The sequence below is a fragment of the Flavobacteriales bacterium genome, from assembly GCA_025210805.1.
In the GTDB taxonomy this organism is placed as follows: domain Bacteria; phylum Bacteroidota; class Bacteroidia; order Flavobacteriales; family CAJXXR01; genus JAOAQX01.
The window spans coordinates 127,523-145,259 of sequence record JAOAQX010000003.1; the positions used below are offsets into that span (position 1 = coordinate 127,523).

The window sequence follows — 17,737 nt, forward strand, 5'->3', positions numbered from 1 at the left end:
AAAATAGTTATGTCTTCAAAATGTGCTTTGTTAATCCTAGATGGGTGGGGAATTGGGAATCAGAAACAGTCTGATGCCGTTTACCACTCCAATACGCCTTTCTTTAAAAAAATGATTTCTCAATACCCAGATGCTACTTTAAGAACCGATGGAAATTTTGTAGGCTTACCCGATGGACAAATGGGAAACTCAGAAGTTGGACATTTAAATATCGGATCGGGTAGAGTGGTTTTTCAAGAATTGGTAAAAATTAATAATAGTATTAGCTCTGGAGCAATAGCAGAAAACGAAACCTTACTTCAACTCAAAAAACTCGCTAAAAATGCTCCCAACAAAAGAATTCACTTGATGGGATTAGTTTCTGATGGAGGAATTCATTCTCATATCAACCATCTAAAAGCTTTGATTAATATTTTAGATGAAAATTCAACCGAAATCTTCCTTCATGCCTTTACAGACGGACGAGACACCGATCCAAACGGAGGAAAAGACTATATTCGTTCTCTAATAGAATATATAGAAGATAAGCCTAGCTGTAATTTATCTTCAATAATAGGAAGATACTATGCGATGGACAGAGACAACCGCTGGGAAAGAATTAAAAAAGCTTATGATTTATTAGTTCACCAAGATGGAGCCGTTTTTGATTCCGCCGAAGAAGTCTTTACACACTCTTATCAAAATAATATAACAGATGAATTTATTTTACCATCTATAATAAAAAGCGAAAAAGACTCCCGTATAAAAGAAGGAGATATTGTTTTATGCTTTAATTATAGAACGGATCGATGTAGAGAAATTTCTATTGCATTGAGTCAAAAAGACCTTCCTGAATACAATATGCGTAAGCTGAATATTGAGTATTTCACCATGACTAATTATGATGAAAAATTTGAAAATGTAAATGTGATCTTCAAAAAGAACAACCTCAACAATACGCTTGGTGAAGTAATTTCCAACAACGGTAAAACACAATTAAGAATTGCCGAAACGGAGAAATACCCACATGTGACTTTCTTTTTTAGTGGAGGAAGAGAACAGGAGTTTGATGGAGAAAAAAGGATTTTAATAAACTCCCCAAAAGTAGCCACCTATGACTTGCAACCAGAAATGGGCGCTCAAGAAATAAAAGATGCAACCATCCAACATATCCAATCAGAAGAGGCATCGGATTTTATTTGTTTGAATTTCGCCAACCCAGATATGGTGGGACACACAGGTGTTTATGAAGCCGTACAAAAAGCAGTGGAAACGGTAGATTCTTGCCTATCCGAGTTGGTTCCAGAGTTAATTGCTCAAGATTATCAAATAATCGTAATTGCCGATCACGGAAATGCGGAGTTTATGATTAATGAAGACGGTAGCAAGCATACCGCACATACCACAAACCCAGTTCCTGTAATTTTAGCAAACAGTGAGCAAAAGAGTATTAATAATGGAAAATTGGCAGATATTGCACCCACAATTCTGAAGATTATGGGAATCGAACAACCTTCAGAAATGGATGGAGTTCCTTTGTTTTAGATCCGATTTTATAATTCTACCAGTTAAAAACCCTTGATTTATTTAATATCTCAAGGGTTTTTACTTCCAAAAATAACACATTAAATCTTCACCATTAAAACTAATTTATCACTAAATATCAAATGTTTAAGGTATAAAGAAATATAGTAAAATCATATATCATATTTTCCTATCCCTCCCGAAAATTTGATACTGACAATTCAAAAATGGGGTTTACACATAACTTTTTCACTTTTCTACCATTGATTCACTTTAATTCTCATTTTTACTTTAAATAATCCTTTCCAAAATGGATTTTTCCAACTGCATTTTTTACATTTGTGAAGTTTAAAAAGCTTTGCTAAAAATACATCAATGAAAGAGACACTAAAGTTTTACGAAACCAAAGCACCAGAGATTGTCTTTGAGTGGCATGATTCTGAAACAGAAGCAAAAGGTTGGGTAGTAATCAACTCACTTAGAGGTGGAGCTGCCGGAGGGGGAACGAGAATGAGAAAAGGACTTAACAAACACGAGGTCGTTTCTCTTGCCAAAACAATGGAAGTAAAATTTACCGTTGCAGGTCCAGATATAGGTGGTGCAAAATCGGGAATCGATTTTGATCCTGCAGATCCTCGTAAAGAAGGTGTTCTAAAAAGATGGTATAAAGCCGTTAAACCACTCCTTAAAAACTACTATGGTACAGGTGGAGATCTCAATGTGGATGAGATCCATGAAGTAATCCCTATTTGTAGCGAACTTGGAATAGATCATCCACAAGAAGGCGTTTTTAATGGACATTTTGCTCCAACAGATGAAGCAAAGAAGGTCATTATCAAACAACTTCAAGAAGGAGTTCTTTATCCAGTTACAAATCCTGAACTTACACCAGAAATTAACGGAAAATACACAGTAGCCGATATGATTACTGGATATGGTGTTTCTGAAGCCGTAAGACATTTCTATGATATTTATGGAGGAACTCTGGAAGGAAAAAGAGTCATCATTCAAGGATGGGGAAATGTAGGTGCAGCTGCCGCTTATTACCAAGCTAAAGCTGGAGCTAAAGTTGTGGGAATTATCGACCGTGTTGGTGGTTTGCTTAACGCCGATGGATTTAGCCTTGAAGAAATAGAAAATCTTTTCCTAAAAAAAGAAGGAAACTATTTAGTTGCTGAAAATATGCTTTCATTTGACGAAATCAATGAAAAAATATGGACTGTTGGAGCAGAAATTTTTGTTCCTGCCGCTGCCTCAAGATTGGTAAAGAAGTCTCAAGTTGACTTAATGAAAGAAAACGGATTAGAAGTCATCTCATGTGGAGCCAATGTTCCTTTTGCTGATGAAGATATTTTCTTTGGACCCACAGGAGAATATACCGATGCTCTTGTTTCAGTAATTCCAGACTTTATTGCTAATTGTGGAATGGCTAGAGTATTTGCTTATTTAATGCAGCATGGGATAGAATTATCAGATAATAATATCTTTGAAGATACTTCATCTAGAATTAGAAAAGCATTAGAAATTGCTCACGATAAAAATGAATCTAAACTCAATCTCTCTAAAGTAGCTTTTGAGATTGCACTTAATAAATTAGTATAATGGAAACGCTGATTATTTTAATCTTTGTAATAGGATATCTAGCTATTACACTAGAACATAACTTAAAAATAGACAAGCTCATTCCAGCTTTAGCCATGATGGCTCTAGCTTGGGCTGCTGTAGCTTTTGGAATTGATAGTTTTGCCCAATGGTTTGACTCGGGAAAACATGCCTTAATGGAAAATTTTGGGATGATGGAACACGCCGACAAAATGCACCTAATGGAAGAAACCCTTCTTCACCACTTAGGGAAAACGGCCGAAATTCTATTTTTCTTGATGGGAGCCATGACTATTGTCGAAATTATCGATTATTACGATGGTTTTGCAACCTTTAAAAATTATATCCAAACTCGTAGTAAGAAAAAATTGCTTTGGATTTTCGCTTTCTTAGCATTTATCCTTTCGGCAATTATTGATAATCTTACCGCAACTATTGTATTGATTTCTATCCTACAAAAAATCATCAAGGATACAAATACCAAACTATGGTTTGGAGGGATGATAATTGTTGCAGCTAATGCCGGTGGAGCTTGGTCTCCAATTGGAGATGTTACCACAACCATGCTTTGGATTGGAGATAAAGTAACTACAGGAAAACTTCTTTCTTATCTACTTCTTCCATCATTGCTTACCATGATTATCCCTACTTTTATTGCTTCTTTCCTTCCTGCATTTCAGGGAGAAATAGAACCGATTCCAGAATCTGATAAACCAGCTAGTAAATTTGGGCCAACAATGCTTTACCTTGGTTTAGCAGGAATCATTTTTGTACCAATTTTTAAAGTACTTACTCACCTTCCTCCTTATGTAGGAATGATGCTTTCACTTTCTGTAGTTTGTATTTTTGCTGAGATTTATAGTCGTGCTAAATTTAGCATCGGAGATGTAGTATCTGATCATACTCACCACAGCCCAGTACACCACTCGCTTTCTAAAATAGAAATGCCTTCTATACTTTTCTTCTTTGGAATTTTGATGGCAGTTGCTGCTTTAGAATCTCTAGGATTACTCTTTATTGGTGCTGAGTCTATGAGAGAAGTTATTCCAAACACAGATATTGTTGTAATGCTCCTAGGAGTTGGATCAGCCATTGTGGATAATGTACCACTTGTGGCAGCTTCTATGGGAATGTTTACAGAAGGTACTGATGATCAGCTTTGGCATTTTGTTGCCTTTGCAGCGGGTACAGGTGGTTCGATGCTTATTATCGGTTCTGCCGCTGGAGTTGTTGCTATGGGAATGTTAAAAATTGACTTCTTCTGGTATTTAAAGAAAATTTCTTGGCTTGCCTTTATTGGTTTTGCTATAGGATCTATTTCTTTTATGCTCCTTAGAGGATTTGTAGGCTAGTTTACTGAGCTTTTCGATATTATTAAACCCCATTTCATTTATTTGAAATGGGGTTTCTATTGTTTAAAGCTTTAGAATTTAACAAATAAACGACCAAATACCATCTCCCAAATAGTAGAATACTACGTGATAATCCTTATCTTGCATCAGTTTATAAATTTTAGAAAAAACAAACATGAAATACGCTAATAATATCTTGGGGCTGATTGGTAATACCCCTATGGTAAAGCTCAACGATGTTGCCAAAGACCTTAAACCCCTAATACTTGCTAAACTAGAATATCTAAATCCAGGAGGAAGTAGTAAAGACAGGATAGCTGTTTCCATGCTAGACCAAGCCGAAAAAGACGGACTTCTAAAACCTGGAGGCACAGTAGTAGAACCTACTTCAGGAAATACAGGAGTAGGATTAGCAATGGTTTGTAAACTAAGAGGATATCAAGCTATTTTTACCATGCCCGATAAAATGAGTATGGAAAAACAAAGACTTCTTGAAGCCTATGGAGCAAAAGTACTTAGATGCCCAACAGCTGTTGAGCCAGAAGATCCAAAATCTTACTATTCCGTAGCCAAACAAAAAGTTACAGAAATAGAAGGTGCATTTTCTCCAAATCAGTATTTTAACCAAAACAATCCAAAAGCACACTATGTGAGTACGGGACCAGAAATATGGGAAGATACTGAAGGTAAAATCACTCATTTTGTTGCAGGAATGGGAACTGGAGGAACAATTTCAGGAACTGCCAAATATCTTAAAGAAAAGAACCCCAATATCAAAATAATTGGAGCAGATACAGAAGGATCTCTTTACTCTGGACGTTTCTATGGTACTGAAGAAGTAGTTCATTCCTATCTTATTGAAGGTATTGGAGAAGATTTCATGCCCGAAACCATGGATTTATCGGCAATAGATGAAGTACTTACTGTTACGGATAAAGATGCTTATGAAATGACCAGAAAGCTCACACAATCTGAAGCACTTCTTGGTGGATCATCAGCAGGTGCAGCAGTAGTAGCCGCTTTAGAATACGCTAAGAATTTAACAGAAGATGATGTGATGGTGGTCTTTTTACCAGACTCAGGACGTAGTTATCTTTCTACGGTGTATAACGACAATTGGATGAAGGAAAACAAACTAATGAACTAACAGAAAGATGAAATTTAGAACAACCGCAATACATACAGGAGAGAAACCTAACACACTCCCTGGAGGAAGTGGAGATGCTGTCTCTCCTATTCATTTAGCAACTACTTTTGCAAGAGAAAAAGTAGAAATCCCAACGAATGGATACGAATACTCAAGATCTTTAAACCCTACAAGAAAAACTCTTGAGGATAAACTTGCAGCTATTGAAAATGCACAATATGGTCTTGCCTTTGCTTCTGGTTTAGCTTCAGAAAGCACACTTCTTTTTGCTCTAGTAAAATCAGGTGACCACGTGGTTTGTATGGATGATGTTTATGGGGGAACTCAAAGATTATTCAGAAAAGTATTTGCAGAAAAATATCAAGTTTCTTTTGATTTTGTTGACATGACCGTGGCAGAAAATGTTAAAAACGTCATTCAAGAAAACACCAAACTTATTTGGCTAGAAACTCCAACAAATCCGATGCTTAAAATTAGTGATATAGAAGCTATTGCTAAAATTGCCAAAGAACACGGAGTTATTCTAGCTGTAGATAATACATTCATGAGTCCTTATTTTCAATCACCATTGGAACTGGGAGCAGATGTTGTAATGCATTCTACATCAAAATATATCAACGGACATAGTGATTCCATAGGTGGTGCACTCATGATGAATGACTCAAAACTGTACGAACAAGTCCAGTTTATGCAAAACTCTGTAGGAGCTATCATGGCACCATTTGATAGTTATATGGTTGCAAGAGGAATTAAGACTTTAGGAATGAGAATGGAACAACACCAAAAGAATGCTATGGCGATTGCTGAGTTTTTGGAAAATCATCCTAAAGTAAAAAAATGTATTTATCCAGGGCTTCCTTCTCATCCACAATACGCTTTAGCAAAAAAGCAAATGAAAGGTTTTGGGGGAATGATCTCTGTTGATTTAGATACGGATTTAGAAGGAACAAATAAATTCTTAGAAAAACTGCATCATTTTGTTTTGGCCGAAAGCCTTGGTGGTGTAGAATCTCTTGTAGAACACCCAGCTATTATGACTCACGCTTCTGTACCAGCAGAAGATCGTGCAAAACTGGGAATCTCTGATTCTCTTGTTAGGATTTCTGTAGGTGTGGAAAACCTAGAAGATCTTTTAGAAGATTTAGAGAATAGCCTAAAGGTCATATAATTAAAATATACCTAAAGTAAAAAAATAGAACGCTTATTTTTTTATTCAAAACCTCCTTTTTTTAATCATCTAGATTCACCCACTTGTGGAATGAATCTAGGTGATTCAAATACCTTCCTTATAATTCTTCCCTCTGCCTGCCTATCTAAACTCAATCACTTGAATTCTTATTCTATACATAGATATTTTTATAAAAAATTGTAATTTTCACAACTATAATAGTGTACTATAAATTACAAAATGTCAAGAAAAAAGGTTTTAATTATTGAAGATGAATTGCTTATAGCAGAAGATATCAAACAATATCTTACACAAAAGGGCTATGAAGTGGTGGATATTGCCATTTCCTATGAAACTGCTATCAAAATTCTAAAGAATCAACTTGTAGATATTGTACTCCTTGACATTGTATTATATGGTACAAAATCTGGTTTTGAAATTGCCAATTACATCAATAAACATATCCATATTCCGTTTATTTATCTGACTTCTCACACAGACAGAGAGTTTTTAGAGAAAGCAAAAGAAACAGCTCCGAAAGCATATTTATCAAAACCTATTCAAAAGGAAAGCCTTTTTGCTACTTTGGAAATGGCAACTTTTTTACCCAATGAACAAAACAGTAAAATAGTGATCAACGATGGTAAAATCTCACATTATATTGATAAAAATGAAATCGTTTTGATAAAGTCTGATCATGTCTATCTCAAAGTTTATTTAGAGAATATTGATAAACCACTTGTTACAAGAAACACCATCAAAAATATGTTGATTAACCTCTCTGGAAGTGGATTTATCTCTCCGCATCGTAGTTATATTGTAAATATTGAAAAGATAGAATTTATAGATAAAAGTGATCTAATCATTAATAAAACAAGAATTCCGATTAGCAGAAGCCAAAAACAAGCTATTCTACAAGTACTTAAAGAATAATAGATGAAAATTGTTATATGGTTTTCAATATGCTTATTAAATATCTTGCCAAGTTTGGGTCAGATAAGAATCCCACGCAATAATTTATTACTTGAGAAGAAATGTCATGAGGCATATTTTCTCCGAAATCAACATCTTACAGATTCTGCTTGGATCATTTTAGAGCAAGCAAAAGAAATTTATGAATCAGATAATCAAAAAACTGCCGAATTTCATTTTTTTATCCAAACAGAAAAAGCTCACCTTATGGAGCTTGCAAATAAAGATGATAAAGCCTTAAAGATTCTCCTTCCACTTTTGGAGCAAATGAAAGCTCAAAAAGCTTACTGGTATTTTGCAAACGCCTCTATCCTAACCTCTTTAGTTTATGAAAAAAATGGGGATTATAAGACCTGTTTTTTGCATTTAAAAAATGCTTCAGAAATTATTTTTGACAAGAATTATCAAGATTTAAAATCCTATTTTTACGTCAGAGAAACATCAGCCTTTAGAGTTTCTAGTCAAATAGATTTTGCCAAACAAAGTTTAGACAGTGCTGAATACTATGGAAAAGAGAATAGTGACACCATTAATTTGGCAACTACTTATATGCTTCATGCATTTCTATATGACTCAAACCGAATAGAACATTTAGAAAAAGCATTTGAGCTTGCGAATACACAAGGTAATATCTATATGCGTTTGATGATTTTATTAAACCTCAGCAAACAACCACAAATTTCTACGCAAAAATTTATTGAGCATCAACAACTAGCAGAATCTTTGATGAATACGGATGTCCTCAAAGAAGATTATAGTTCATTTTATTTAGTTTTTTCACGATTCTACAAAAAGAATGGCGATTATCAAAAAGCTCTTTACTATTCAGAAATCTTTCAAAAACACTATTTATCAAAGGTATTTAATGAGCAAAAAATTAAATTAGAAAAAATCACCAAAAAGTATGAAGACGAAAAAAAACAATTGATTATCAATGAGCAAAAAATTAAAATAGATGATCAAAAATCAAAATATCACACTTCTATTATTTATTTCCTATCTCTTTTTGTTTTATTTATCATTATTCTATCTCTCTATTTCAAAACACGTATTTTTAATAAAAGACTTACAACAAAACAGGAAACTATTAAAAGTATAAACAAAGAACTTCATGCAGCTTTAACTCACGAACAAACTCTAAAAAAGGAGCTCAACCACCGGGTAAAGAACAACTTACAACTAATCAACAGCTTGATGACTTTGGAAAACAAAAAGCAATTTGAGAATATGATTAATAGAATTCAAAGTATCGGAAATATTCATCAGCTGATGTATGAAATGGAGCTAGAAGATCAGATTCCTTTTCAAGAATATGTTGAAAGAATGGTACATTACTTTGATCAATCTTTTTCTCATGATCAAAAGCTGAGTTGGGAAATATATGGAAACAAAATCAGTCTTAATTTATCAACTTTAGTCCCAATTGGATTAATTCTCAATGAGCTCATCACAAACTCCCTCAAATATGCTCATAGTCAAGAGGAATTTCTACAAATCAACATTTCGATTTCTCAAAAAAAAGATGAAAGTTTTTCGATTCATTACCATGACAATGGCACAGGTATATTAACAGAAAAGCATCAAGAAAATTTTGGATTATATGTTATAGATACAATGGTTAAACAGCTTATGGGGAGTTCAAAATCTTACAATAATAATGGTGCTCATTTTGAATTTAGCTTTAGGGAAAAAGTACATTCTGAATGGTAAAAAGCCACTCCTAAACCATAAGGTCTAAAAGTGGCTCTTATTAAAAATACACCCAAAAATATCTTAACAACAACCTCCACCGTCATAATGAAAAGTGGATTCGCTAATGTAAATTTCTTCATCAAGCTTTGCTAGTGCGCCAGCTGTTTTATCACATATAGCAGTTGGTTGATTTCTTAGCAGAATATGACCTGCATTATCGTCAAAAAATTCTTTTTCTCCATGGTAAATAGCTGTTTTTCCCGTAAATACACAAGGACCATCAGCAGGCATCGGATCTTTTATTGCACAAACCTCTACACTTTCTATATAAATAAGTTCATCTGTAGGGTAATGGTTTGGACTCAGTACTCGGTAAGCTCTTTTGGCTCTTATTTCTATCGTCCCAAACCCTACGTCTGTCATCGCCTTGATATAATCTTTTAAAGGAATTGAACCGCTCAAACATTCTGCTCTTAGTCGGTCATCACTTCTAAGGGTTTCATTCATTTCTTGCTCACAAATAGGATCAGACATCACTAATCGACCATTTGGTTTAAGCACACGATACATTTCTTTTAAGGCTTTTGTAAGATCTTCTTCTTTAAAGATATTAAATAGGCAATTTTGAGCGGCTACATCTATTGTATTATCTTCTATAGGGAGGTTGAGCGCATCTCCTTTTTTCAGTTCAACAAATTCTTTGTTGAACCAAGTATTACTCTTTTCAGCTTCCTCAAAATTTTTGGCTGAAGCCTCAAGCATTTCGTCAACGACATCTACTCCTATAACGCCCCCTTTTTTACGTGAAAAGTAGGAAAACTGAAGTAATTCCATTCCTCCTCCTACTCCTACATAAAGGACATTTGGAGTATTCACTAAATCTCTTGGGTTTACCGTAGAACCACATCCATAATTCATTTCTAACATGATTTTTGGAATTTCCAACTCTGGAAAACTCCAAACTGGATTTGTGGTACAACAAAGACCTACATCTGGGGTTTCTGCTGCTGCTTTATATAAATCGTTGGTGGCTTTTAAATAACTCATATCTTGGTGTTTTTTTATATTACCGTTCCTTGACAACTAGAACCCGCACCTGCGGTACATCCATAGCAATGTTGGTTGACGATAATATTTCTATTTTCTAATTCTTTTAGGTTAAAATCTTTGAGGTGCTTACTGGTTTTTGTGGCTACTTTTAGATCAAGCATTTGGTTAAAGTCACAATCGTATAAAAAACCATCCCAGCTAACAGATAGTGTATTGGTACACATTACATTTTCTACTGCTGAAGGATTATATGCCTCAATCAAAGTTTCCATATAGTCTTCATAATTCTCTGAACGAATTAAATACTCTAAAAATCGACTTACGGGTAAATTGGTAATGGCAAAAAGGCTATTAAATTCTATTCCAAAATCTTCTTTTAGAGATTTTTTAAATTGATTTTCTAGCTCACCTTGGTCAGCAGGCAAAAAAGCTCCAGCAGGATTATAAACCAAATCTAGTTGTAATCCGCTTCCTTCTTTACCATATCCTACCTTATTCAGCTCCTTCAATGCTTCTATAGATGCTTGAAAAACTCCATCTCCTCTTTGTTTGTCTGTTTTTCCTTTTTTATAGAAAGGTAATGAAGAAACTACGTGGATATTATGTTTCTTAAAAAAGGCAGGCATATCATGATACCTTGGTGCAGCACGCAAAATGGTAAGATTCGATCTTACAATAAAATCTTGAACACCTATTTTACTTGCTTCTTCCACAAACCATCTAAAGTGCGGATTCATTTCTGGTGCTCCACCAGTGAGATCTAAAGTTGTTGCTCCAGATTTTTTATAGACTTCCAAACAAAGCTCCATCGTTTCTTTGGTCATAATCTCTCGTCTATCTGGGCCAGCGTCTACATGACAATGTGCACATACTTGATTACACATATATCCAACATTTATCTGAAAGATATCAAGTTTCTTAGGCTTCAGTGGAAAATGAGTACCTTCTTTTAATTTTTGAGTAAATGTAGGCAATTCTGTTTCCTGAAAACGCTTACCAGAAAGCCAATCCATTTGTAATTTAGGACTTGCTAAAGGAATTTTTTGAGCTAATAATGATTTTTTACTTCCCATAGATTACATCGAAAGTTTATCATATTTATTCATCATCTGAACACTGTGTACCAATGTCGCTCCTGAACGGATTGCAGCAGCTACATGAACTGCTTCCATCATTTCTTCTTTTTCTAATCCTCTCTTGATCCCATCTTGCGAATAAGCATCAATACAATAGGAACATTGTACAGTATGTGCCACTGCGAGTGCTATTAAAGATTTTTCTCTGCTCGTTAAAGCTCCGTCTTTAAAAACCTCTCCATAGTAGTCAAAGAATTTTTCTCCGAGCTCTTGATCCCATTCTGTTATTTCACCAAATTTTTTGAGATCTTTAGGGTTGTAATAAGTTTTTTCAGCCATAATTTAGCATTAATATTATTTTTAAAAAAATCAAACAAATTTTCTATTAAGAAACCTATTTTCAAGTATTTTCCTTTTTAGAATCGCTATCAAATTGCCCGATTTATCTTTTCTTGTTCAGTTTATACCGATTACTTGCTGAAAGTACTCACTTATATCATTACGTTCATAACTGATTTTTAGCAATGTATCGACATAACACCACTGTGTAAATTCACACCGTAAATGGTATTACTTCTTTTAGTATCTAAAAATAATCAATCATTACAAATTTAATAGGGAAATATTCATTTTTATTGGCAAACAAAAAACAGGAGCTTTTTAATAAAGTCCTGTTTTTAGTGTTTTAAATTCGTCTTTTAAAAAAGCCCTATATTTCTACATGGTCTCCTCCAGCCACTTAAAGAATTCTCTGTGCCAAAGCAAAGAATTTTGTGGTCCAAGCACCCAGTGTCCTTCATTTGGAAAATACATCAATCTTGCTTTCAATCCCTTCATTCTTGCAGCTTGATAAGCTTCTAATCCTTGAGTATCTGGAACACGATAGTCTTTTCCTCCATGGATAACCATCATCGGTGTATCCCAGTTTTGAACATATTTATGTGGTGAGTTTTTCTGGTAATTTTCTTTGTAGGTATCTATCCAATAAGGACCACCAATATCCCAATGTGCAAAAAACAATTCCTCAGTAGATCCATACCAAGATTCTAAGTTGAATAGACCACAATGAGAAATAAATGTTTTAAATCTCTTTTGATGAATTCCTGCCAGCATATAAACAGAATATCCACCATAAGAAGCTCCCACAGCTCCTATTTTATCTTCATCTACAAAAGATTCTTTTTTAAGATCATCTACTGCTGATAAATAATCCTTCATAGCTTGACCACCCCAATCTCTACTAATTGCGGCATTCCATTCTTCTCCAAAACCTGGTAATCCTCTTCGGTTTGGAGCTATTACGATATAACCTTGTGCTGCCATCAACTGGAAATTCCAGCGGTATGAATAAAATTGTGAAACCATCGCTTGTGGTCCACCCTGACAATACAATAATGCTGGGTACTTTTTATTGGGATCAAAATTTGGAGGATAAATCACCCATGTGAGCATCTTCTTCCCGTCTGAGGTAGTTACAGCTCTTTTTTCCACTTTACTATCCAAAATTTTACTGTATACGTCTTCATTCACCTTAGAAATCGCCTTAAGATTACCTCCGTCTAAATCGCATTGATAAAGTTCTGTAGCTCTATTAAAATCTGTTCTTGACAAAATCAATTTATTTTCCAAAACATCTGCCAATCCATAGTTAAAATCTCCTGTGGTTATTTTAGTAATAGGTGGATTTTCGAAGGTACTCGATACATCTATTTTAAAAATATGATTGCTTCCTCTAAATGGTGCTTGAAAATAAATATTGTTTCCATCTTTGGACCATTTGAAATCTTGAACTGTTTCAGAAAAATTGTAGGTCAAATTGTATAATAAATCTTTAGATCTTTTAAGAACTACAATATTGTTTTTATCTGATTCATAAGTAGGTGTTCGCATTTGTGTCCATGCCAAATATTTTCCATTTGGAGAAAAACTTGGGTGCGTATCATATCCTTTATTTTCAGCTGATAAAACTTTTGTTTTCCTTGACTTAACATCATATTCATATAAATCAGTATTGGTACTTGAAGCGTATTTTTTACCTGTGTATTTCTTCGCTACGTATACTAATTTTCGTCCATCAGGTGACCACGTAAGATCTCCAAATCCTCCAAAAGGCTTGGTAGGAACATCAAATTTTGTTTTCTTTAAAATATCAACCTTCTCTCCATACAGTCTTCCGCTGTTATAACTCTGCACTACTAAATGATCATAAAACTCATCATTCCATTGATTCCAATGACGATAGTTGAGATCATCATATATTTTTACATCTGCTTTTGGTAAATCTTTATGAATATCTCTAACGGATTTTCCTAATTTCACAGCTTTGGAATACACCGCATAAGTACTTGAAGGGGAGTATTTAAAAACTTTTGTTCCTTTAGAATCATTGAGAAGGTTAACTCTTCTCTTGGTATCCAAATTTAGCTCATACCACTGTCCATCATAAAGAAAACCAATGGTTTCATCATCTTTGGTTTTACTCACCTTACTCACGTGTCCACTAAGCTTCGTCAAAGCTTTTAGCTCTTTGGTTTTGTAGTTTAAAAGGTAAATATTTGATTGTCCTTCGTTTCTTTTTACGTTATAAGTTCCTAAGGTTACAATTCCTTCATCCTCATTTAGGCTAAAATGATATCTAATTCGGTTTAACTCCCATAATTTTTCGGGAGTTATAGGGTATTTTTTTTGTGCCTTAGCCTCTTGAAAAAAAGAGGTTGTGATTAATACAAAAAGAATAAATGTGTGTTTCAATAATACCTTCATGCTGAACTTGTTGAGTCGATGTGTTTTTGTTAAATTTGATTTCTATACAAGACTTACCAATTTATATGCCCTTTTAGAAAATCAATTTTATTTTTTTGTGCTAGTCAATAGTTTTTATTCAATTATACCATCTTAAATAGTTATTTCCTTGCATAAAAAACAATTGAGTTTGCAAATATAATTAAATAGCCCATAGAGTATTATATCTATGGGCTATTCCTTTTTTTTATTATAAGCAAAATTCGTTTTTCACTATTTCACAAAGAAATCTACTCTTCTATTTTGATCAAAACCTTGATACAAAGGTTTTAATTCACCATTACTACTTGTGGTAATTCTTGAGCGATTGATTCCGTATTGCTTCACTAAAAGATCGGCACATTCATCGGCACGGTTTTTTCCGAGTTTTTGATTGTAATCCTTTGTTCCACGGATATCTGTATTTCCTACAATACATACTTTTTTATCCGCATTCTCTTTAAGGTAATTGGCTACTTTCGCTACTTCAGTAATCTTTATTTTCTTATAGTCGTCTGTAGAGAAATACACCGAGTGAAATTTATTTTCGGCTACTGCACATGATTTTAAACTAGATGCACAGGTAGTTTTCTTGCTATCACAACTTTTCTTAGTATCACAAGATTTCTTGGAAGTTTTACAAGATGCTTTCGTTTTACATGAACTGCTTTTAGCTTTTGTTTTACATGCTGATGGAAATGCCGTATAGGATCCTCCTTTTGAGAAAACATAAACTGTTTTGCTCGTTCTCATATAATTTGGTTCTGTAGCAATATCTCCAATTTTTGCGGTACCGTTTCTTCCTTCGTTATAGTTTTTGGTTCCATCAGGATGATCCCAATAAGCAAATTTCGAAAGGTTCAGATTATATCCGTTTCTTGACAAAAACTTGTTTGCATCTTCCAAATTTTCGAAATACACTACATGACGATTTTTATTCAGTTTCAACCGATTATCAAAATAAATTCGATCTTCTTGTGCATCTCTTTGTCTATCGTTGTTAACACGCATGGTGTATTTGTTTCCAATAACTCGTTTATTGAGTTTTACAACGATGTCTTCATGTCCTTCTGTTAATTCACTAAGATTTGTTTCTTGAGCACTCCCAAAACCAACAAATAAAAGGGTTACTAAGGTTAAAAATGTATTTTTCATAGATAATATTTGTTTGACTAAAAACGTTTTCTGAATCCAAAAAATTGCTTCATTTTTCAAAATCTGCAATAAATATAAGACATTTTCGGCTATATTCGGATACAGATATTCTTTTCTTCTGTAAAGAAATGCAAGGCTTTAAATCCTCCTTCCCTACCTACTCCTGAGTTTTTTGCACCTCCAAATGGGGTTCTCAAGTCTCTTAATAACCAAGTATTAATCCATACAATTCCTGTATCTAATTGATGAGCTAATTGATGGGCTCTGGTTAAATCTTGTGTCCACAGAACGGCTGTAAGCCCATACTGAGTATCATTGGCTTGAGCCAAAACGTCTGTATCATTTTCAAATGGAATAATTGATACAACAGGTCCAAAAATCTCTTCTTGATTGACTCTATCACAGGTATTCAACTCTGCAATCACGGTAGGTTCTAGGTAAAATCCTTTTTCAAATCCTTCTGGATACACACGGTTTCCACCATGCAAAATTTCCCCTCCTTCTTCTTGGGCAAGTTCTATATAAGACATCACTTTCTCAAGATGTGGCTCAGAAACCAATGCACCCACTTTTGTATCCTCGGCAAGTGGATTTCCTACTTTGAGTTTTTTTACTCTTTCGAGAAATGCTTGGATAAAACGGTCATAAATTCCTTTCTGAACATAGATTCTAGATCCACAAAGGCAAATTTGTCCTTGGTTTGCAAATGAAGAACGCACCACTCCTTTGATCATTTGATCGAAATCGCAGTCATCAAAAACCATCACTGGGTTTTTCCCTCCAAGCTCTAATGAAAGTTTTTTAAACATTGGAGCGGCAATTTTTGCAATCTGCTCACCTGTTTTTGTTCCTCCCGTAAAGGAAATAGCTTTTATGTTTGGATGCTCTACAATAGCTTGTCCTACATTAGGACCCAAGCCATGAACAATATTGAGAACTCCAACTGGAAGCCCAGCTTCTTGGCATATTTTTGAAAATAAAAATGCGGTATATGGTGTCACTTCACTAGGTTTTGCTACCACACAATTTCCTGCTGCCAAAGCGGGAGCAATTTTCCATGTAAAAAGATATAGTGGCAAATTCCATGGAGAAATACAACCCACAACACCCAAAGGTTTTCTTTGTGTATAATTGATTGCCAAACCATCCATTTCGTAGGCTTTCTGGCTATCATGAAGAATAGCTGTAGCAAAAAATGCCATATTGGAAGCGGCTCTAGGGATATCTACAGATTTTGCCAATTTCAGAGGCTTTCCGTTATCTGTTGACTCTGCAAGTGCCAATTCTTCAAGATTTTCGGTAATTCCTTGTGAGATTTTCAAAAGAATTTCCGAGCGTTCTTGCTTACTCATTCCAGACCATACGGGAAACGCTTTTTCAGCTGCTTGGTAGGCTTTTTCTACATCTGGTTTATGACTCGATGCTATTTGAGAAAAAACCGAGCCTGTTGCTGGATTCACATTTTCTAACCATTCATTTGATTCGGCAGGAAAATGTGTTCCGTCAATATAATTAAGGATTTTCATACACTATGATTCTCTTACCGTTCTTTGTTCTATTCTCTTTTCGTAATCTACTCCTTGAAAAATTCTTTGAATATAAATTCCTGGAGTGTGAATTTGATTTGGATCTAATGTTCCTGCAGGTACTAGCTCTTCCACTTCTGCAATGGTAATTTTACCAGCTGTTGCCATCATGGGATTAAAATTTCTTGCAGTTCCTTTAAATATTAAATTTCCTGCGGTATCTCCTTTCCAAGCTTTTACAATGGCAAAATCGGCATCAAAAGCTTCTTCCATTAAATAGGTCTTCCCATTGAATTCTCTAGTTTCCTTACCTTCAGCAACTTCTGTTCCTACTCCTGCTGGTGTGAAAAATGCTGGAATTCCTGCACCTGCGGCTCTACATCTTTCTGCAAGAGTTCCTTGTGGGATCAGTTCTACTTCTAGTTCGCCTGAAAGCAATTGACGCTCAAACTCGGCATTTTCTCCTACATAAGAAGAAATCATTTTTTTCACTTGCTTTTGTTGCAACATCAATCCTATTCCAAAATCATCTACTCCAGCGTTATTAGAAATACAAGTAAGTTCTTTTGTTCCTTGCTTAACTAAAGCGGAAATAGAATTTTCTGGGATTCCACAAAGTCCAAATCCTCCAAGCATGAGTGTCATTCCGTCTTGAATATCTTTTACGGCTTCTTCGGCATTGTTTACTGTTTTGTTGATCATGGCGTTTTGTT

The 17,737-nt window shown here is 34.7% G+C and carries 14 protein-coding genes; 7 read left to right on the forward strand and 7 right to left on the reverse strand.

What is annotated here, in order from left to right; all coding sequences use genetic code 11:
- Positions 1–9 precede the first annotated feature (9 nt).
- The 7 genes from gpmI to N4A45_01195 all read left to right on the forward strand — a co-directional run bounded on the left by gpmI (position 10) and on the right by N4A45_01195 (position 9,454).
- Positions 10–1,524 carry a 2,3-bisphosphoglycerate-independent phosphoglycerate mutase gene (gene gpmI / locus N4A45_01165; GenBank protein MCT4663825.1) on the forward strand — a complete coding sequence of 505 codons (1,515 nt, stop codon included), beginning with the start codon at positions 10–12 and terminating at the stop codon, positions 1,522–1,524.
- A 354-nt stretch (positions 1,525–1,878) separates the two neighbouring features.
- Positions 1,879–3,105, forward strand: coding sequence for an amino acid dehydrogenase (locus tag N4A45_01170; GenBank protein MCT4663826.1), 1,227 nt, complete (start codon positions 1,879–1,881; stop codon positions 3,103–3,105).
- A complete protein-coding gene (gene nhaD, locus N4A45_01175) occupies positions 3,105–4,457 on the forward strand; it encodes a sodium:proton antiporter NhaD (protein ID MCT4663827.1) in 1,353 nt (450 codons plus the stop codon). Before N4A45_01170 ends, nhaD begins: the two co-directional genes overlap by 1 nt.
- 175 nt (positions 4,458–4,632) lie before the next feature.
- Positions 4,633–5,604, forward strand: coding sequence for a pyridoxal-phosphate dependent enzyme (locus N4A45_01180; GenBank protein ID MCT4663828.1), 972 nt, complete (start codon positions 4,633–4,635; stop codon positions 5,602–5,604).
- Between the two features lie 7 nt (positions 5,605–5,611).
- Positions 5,612–6,772, forward strand: coding sequence for a PLP-dependent aspartate aminotransferase family protein (locus N4A45_01185; protein ID MCT4663829.1), 1,161 nt, complete (start codon positions 5,612–5,614; stop codon positions 6,770–6,772).
- Positions 6,773–7,012: 240 nt separating this feature from the next.
- Positions 7,013–7,705 (forward strand): response regulator, encoded by a 693-nt coding sequence (locus N4A45_01190; protein MCT4663830.1) that lies wholly within the window; start codon positions 7,013–7,015, stop codon positions 7,703–7,705.
- A 3-nt stretch (positions 7,706–7,708) separates the two neighbouring features.
- Positions 7,709–9,454, forward strand: a complete 1,746-nt coding sequence (locus N4A45_01195) for a sensor histidine kinase (GenBank protein MCT4663831.1) — start codon at positions 7,709–7,711, stop codon at positions 9,452–9,454.
- A 63-nt stretch (positions 9,455–9,517) separates the two neighbouring features.
- On the opposite strand, the gene arsM is transcribed toward N4A45_01195, so the two are convergent.
- From arsM to N4A45_01230, 7 genes are all read right to left on the reverse strand, one after another.
- The gene (gene arsM, locus N4A45_01200; GenBank protein ID MCT4663832.1) at positions 9,518–10,483 is read right to left on the reverse strand and encodes an arsenosugar biosynthesis arsenite methyltransferase ArsM; all 966 of its coding nucleotides are present in this window, start codon (positions 10,481–10,483) and stop codon (positions 9,518–9,520) included.
- Positions 10,484–10,497: 14 nt separating this feature from the next.
- Entirely contained in the window at positions 10,498–11,559 is a 1,062-nt protein-coding gene (arsS, locus tag N4A45_01205; GenBank protein ID MCT4663833.1) for an arsenosugar biosynthesis radical SAM protein ArsS, read from the reverse strand.
- A 3-nt stretch (positions 11,560–11,562) separates the two neighbouring features.
- Positions 11,563–11,901 carry an arsenosugar biosynthesis-associated peroxidase-like protein gene (locus N4A45_01210; GenBank protein ID MCT4663834.1) on the reverse strand — a complete coding sequence of 113 codons (339 nt, stop codon included), beginning with the start codon at positions 11,899–11,901 and terminating at the stop codon, positions 11,563–11,565.
- Between the two features lie 378 nt (positions 11,902–12,279).
- A complete protein-coding gene (locus N4A45_01215; protein MCT4663835.1) occupies positions 12,280–14,325 on the reverse strand; it encodes a S9 family peptidase in 2,046 nt (681 codons plus the stop codon).
- A 252-nt stretch (positions 14,326–14,577) separates the two neighbouring features.
- A complete protein-coding gene (locus N4A45_01220) occupies positions 14,578–15,498 on the reverse strand; it encodes an OmpA family protein (protein ID MCT4663836.1) in 921 nt (306 codons plus the stop codon).
- 89 nt (positions 15,499–15,587) lie between these two features.
- Positions 15,588–17,024, reverse strand: coding sequence for an aldehyde dehydrogenase (locus tag N4A45_01225; GenBank protein ID MCT4663837.1), 1,437 nt, complete (start codon positions 17,022–17,024; stop codon positions 15,588–15,590).
- A gap of 3 nt (positions 17,025–17,027) precedes the next feature.
- Positions 17,028–17,726, reverse strand: a complete 699-nt coding sequence (locus tag N4A45_01230; protein ID MCT4663838.1) for a CoA transferase subunit A — start codon at positions 17,724–17,726, stop codon at positions 17,028–17,030.
- Positions 17,727–17,737 lie beyond the last annotated feature (11 nt).